The sequence below is a fragment of the Ruegeria sp. BI12 genome (assembly GCF_056537985.1).
The window spans coordinates 1-4,429 of record NZ_JBQFSL010000008.1 but is presented as its reverse complement, the minus strand read 5'-3'; the positions used below and the strand labels follow the sequence as shown (position 1 = coordinate 4,429).

At 62.4% G+C, this 4,429-nt stretch carries 3 protein-coding genes; all 3 read right to left on the bottom strand.

Annotated features, from left to right (window positions below):
* Positions 1-2,859, bottom strand: coding sequence for an aminomethyl-transferring glycine dehydrogenase (gene gcvP, locus ACR0AK_RS22880; protein WP_480795111.1), 2,859 nt, complete (start codon positions 2,857-2,859; stop codon positions 1-3).
* 127 nt (positions 2,860-2,986) lie between these two features.
* Positions 2,987-3,352 (bottom strand): glycine cleavage system protein GcvH, encoded by a 366-nt coding sequence (gene gcvH / locus ACR0AK_RS22875; RefSeq protein WP_480795110.1) that lies wholly within the window; start codon positions 3,350-3,352, stop codon positions 2,987-2,989.
* 18 nt (positions 3,353-3,370) lie between these two features.
* Positions 3,371-4,429 (bottom strand): glycine cleavage system aminomethyltransferase GcvT (gcvT, locus tag ACR0AK_RS22870; RefSeq protein ID WP_480795109.1); only part of this gene is annotated, 1,059 nt, incomplete at its 5' end.

Below are 4,429 nucleotides of genomic sequence, written 5' to 3'. Positions count from 1 at the left end.
TTACTCGGCGGCTTCTTCGTATGCGTCCATTGGTGGGCATGTGCATATTAGGTTTCTGTCGCCGTAAGCGTTGTCGACGCGGTTTACTGGTGACCAGTATTTGTCGACGCCCATGGATCCTGGGGGGAAGCAGGCCTGTTCGCGGCTGTAGGGCCGGTCCCAGTCTCCGACCAGATCGCGCACCGTGTGGGGGGCGTTTTTCAGCGGGTTGTTTTCCGCGTCGATCTTGCCGTCGATGATGTCCTGCGCCTCGGCCCGGATTGAGAGCATGGCGTCGCAGAAGCGGTCAAGCTCGGCCTGCGGTTCGGACTCGGTGGGTTCCACCATCAGGGTGCCTGCGACCGGCCAGGACATGGTCGGCGCGTGGAAGCCGCTATCGACCAGACGCTTGGCGATGTCGTCAACGCTGACCTGTGCCGCCTCGTCCAGCGGACGGGTGTCGAGGATGCATTCATGCGCCACACGACCTGTCTCGGACGTGTAGAGGATCGGATAGGCATCCTGCAGACGTGCCGCGATGTAGTTGGCGTTCAGGATCGCCACCTTGGTCGCCTGGGTCAGACCCGCGCCGCCCATCAGCAGCACATAGGCCCACGAGACGGGAAGGATCGAGGGTGAGCCAAACGGTGCCGCCGAGACCGGACCCACGGCAGTGCCGTATTCCGGGTGGCCGGGCAGGTGCTCTTCCAGATGCGCCTTGACGCCGATCGGACCCATGCCGGGGCCGCCACCGCCATGCGGGATGCAGAAGGTCTTGTGCAGGTTCAGGTGGCTGACGTCGCCGCCAATGTCACCCGGACGCGAGAGACCAACCATGGCGTTCATGTTGGCACCGTCGATATAGACCTGACCGCCATGATCATGGGTGATCTGGCAGACCTCCTGCACGGTGGTCTCGAACACGCCATGGGTCGACGGATAGGTGATCATGCAGGCGGCCAGATGATCGGAGTGCTTTTCCGCCTTGGCGCGGAAGTCGTTCAGATCAATGTTGCCCTTGTCATCCGCCTGCACCGGAACAACCTGCCAGCCCACCATCTGCGCCGAGGCCGGGTTGGTGCCATGGGCTGAGGTCGGGATCAGGCAGACATTGCGGTGCCCTTCGCCGCGGGCGAAGTGATAGTTGCGGATGGTCAGCAGGCCTGCGTACTCACCCTGCGCGCCCGAGTTGGGCTGCTGGCTGATCGCGTCATAGCCGGTGATCTGGCACAGCTTGTCGTTCAGATCGTCGATCATCTCGTGATAGCCCTGCGCCTGATCTTCGGGGCAGAACGGGTGCAGGTTGCCGAACTCGGGCCAAGTGACCGGGATCATCTCGATCGTGGCGTTCAGCTTCATGGTGCAGGACCCCAGCGGGATCATCGCCCGGTCCAGCGCCAGGTCGCGGTCGGCCAGACGGCGCATGTAACGCGTGATCTCGGCCTCGGCCCGGTTCTGATGGAAGATCGGATGGGTCAGATAAGCGCTTTCGCGCAGCGCGTAGTCCGGCAGGCGATATGCGCGGTTCTTCTTGCTGTCATCCTTCTTGTCGATGCCGAAGGCACCCCAGACGGCCTCGATGGTCTCGGGGCGGGTCTGTTCGTCCAGACTGATGCCAACCTTGGTGTCGCCGACCTTGCGCAGGTTGACGCCACGGGCTACGGCGGCCTCCATCACGACGTTCTGCAGGTGGCCAACCTCGACCGTGATGGTGTCGAAGAACACCTCGGGTTCCACGGCAAAGCCTGCCTCTTCCAGACCGGCGGCCAGGCGCGAGGTCTTGCGGTGCACCGATTGCGCGATGGCCTTGATACCGTCGGGACCGTGATAGACCGCATACATCGAGGCGATGACCGCCAGCAGCGCCTGCGCAGTGCAGACGTTCGAGTTGGCTTTCTCGCGGCGGATGTGTTGCTCGCGGGTCTGCAGCGACAGGCGGTAGGCCTTGTTGCCGCGGCTGTCGATGCTGACACCGATGATCCGGCCCGGCATGGATCGCTTCAGCTTGTCGGTGGTCGCCATGTAAGCAGCGTGCGGGCCACCATAGCCCATCGGAACGCCAAAGCGCTGGGTCGAGCCGATGGCAATATCCGCACCCATCTCGCCCGGTGACTTCAGCAGCGCCAGCGACAGGATGTCGGCGGCGACGATGGCAATGGCTTTATGTTCGTGCAGCGCCGCAATCTCGTTGGTGAAGTCGCGCACGTGGCCATGGGTGCCGGGATACTGGAAGATCGCGCCAAACACCGCGCCTGCGTCCAGCTGATCCGGATCAGCGACCTGAACGTCGATGCCCAGAGGCTCGGCGCGGGTCTTGATCACCGCGATGGTCTGCGGGTGGCAGTTCTTGTCGACAAAGAAGGCCGCGTTGTTGGCTTTCGAACGCCCGCCGCGCTTGGCCATTGCCATCGCTTCGGCCGCGGCTGTGGCTTCGTCCAGCAGCGATGCGTTGGCCACGTCCAGCCCGGTCAGGTCGCTGACCATGGTCTGGAAGTTCAACAGCGCCTCAAGACGACCCTGGCTGATCTCGGGCTGATAGGGCGTATACGCCGTGTACCAGGCCGGGTTTTCCAGGATGTTGCGCAGGATCGGCGCCGGGGTGGTGGTGCCATAGTATCCCTGACCGATCAGCGAGGTCAGAACCTTGTTCTTGCTCGCCACCTCTTTCATGTAAAACAGCGCGTCACGCTCGGTCATCGCCGGACCCCAGTCCAGCGGTTCCTTCTGCCGGATCGCAGGCGGGACGGTGGCGTCAATCAGCTGGTCCAGCGTCTTGAAGCCGATCACCTGCAGCATGTCGCGCATCTCGGTGGGCGACGGGCCGATGTGGCGGCGATTGGCGAAGTCATAGGCTTCGTAGTCGGTCAGTTTGAAGGCCATTGCAGCGCTCCTGTCGAATAGGTCAGGTCGGGCGGAGACTGCGTGCCAGCCTCCGGTAGTAGGGAGAGGGCCGGGCAAAAACCCCGGCCCGAACGGGCGGAGCCCCAAACCGGGCTCCGGCGTGGAATTAGCCGATCAGGGCCTTGTAGCCGTCCAGATCCATCAGATCTTCCAGCTGCGCGGCATCCGCGATCTTGATCTTGTAGATCCAGGCCTCACCCTCGGGATCATCGTTCAGCGCGCCCGGATTGTCGGCCAGCGCCTCGTTCACCTCGGTGATCTCGCCATCGACCGGGGCATAGAGCTCGGAGGCGGCCTTGACGGATTCGATCACGCCGATCTCGCCGCCTTTTTCGAACTCGTCGCCTGCTTCCTGCTGCTCCACAAACACCACGTCACCCAGCTGTTCAGCCGCGTGCTTGGTGATGCCCAGAGTGGCCGTGTCGCCTTCGACGGTCAGCCATTCATGCTCTTCGGAATAATAGGTTGCCATGTTGTCTCTCTCCTGACTTCAACGCTTGTAATTCTGTTTGACGAAGGGCAGCGCCACGATCTGTGCCGGCTGCGGCTTGCCCCGGATGATCAGGTTCACCGTCTCGCCCGGCTCGCCATGACCCTTGCTCACATAGCCCATCGCCACCGGTCCGCCGACCGTGGGGCCGAACACGCCCGAGGTGATCTGACCGATCGTATTACCCTCGGCGCACTGGATTTCCACGCCCTGACGTGCCGGTGCGCGGCCATCGGGTTTGATGCCGACCAGCTTTTTGGCAGGGCCTTCGGCCAGTTCCTTTTGTACCCGCTCCGCGCCCGGGAAACCGCCTTCTTCCTTGCGGCGCTTCTGGATCGCCCAGGCCAGCGAGGCCTCAATCGGCGAGGTGCTCTGGTCGATGTCATTGCCATAAAGGCACAGACCGGCCTCAAGCCGCAGGCTGTCGCGCGCGCCCAGACCGGCAGCTTCGCAATCCTCATGCGCCAGGAACGCCTTGCTGACCTCGATTGCCTTGTCCTCGGGGATCGAGATCTCGTACCCGTCCTCGCCCGTGTAGCCCAGACGCGAGATGCGGCACTCAACACCGTTGATATCAGCCACCGTGGTTTCCATGAACTTCAGATCCCGCGCCGCCGGGCAGAGTTCCCCCACAACGTTTTCCGCCGCAGGACCTTGGACCGCCACCAGCGCACGGTCGAAGATCTCGGTCACTTCGACGCCATCAAGGTTCGCTTTCATATGCGGAATATCCTGATGGCGCAGCGCTGCGTTCACCACCACAAAGTAATGGTCGCCTGCATTCGACACGATCAGGTCATCCATGATCCCGCCTTCGGCATTCGTAAAGAACCCGTACCGCGCCTTGCCTTCCTTCAGCGTCGCGTAAGCCTGCGGGCACAAAGCTTCCAGCTTCTCCCCCACATTCTCACCCCGAAGGATCACCTGGCCCATATGAGACACATCAAACAACGCCGCCTTCTCACGACACTGCTTATGCTCACCCATGATCCCCAACGGATACTGAACAGGCATCTCCCAACCAGCAAAATCAACCAGCTTACCTCCCAACTCAACATG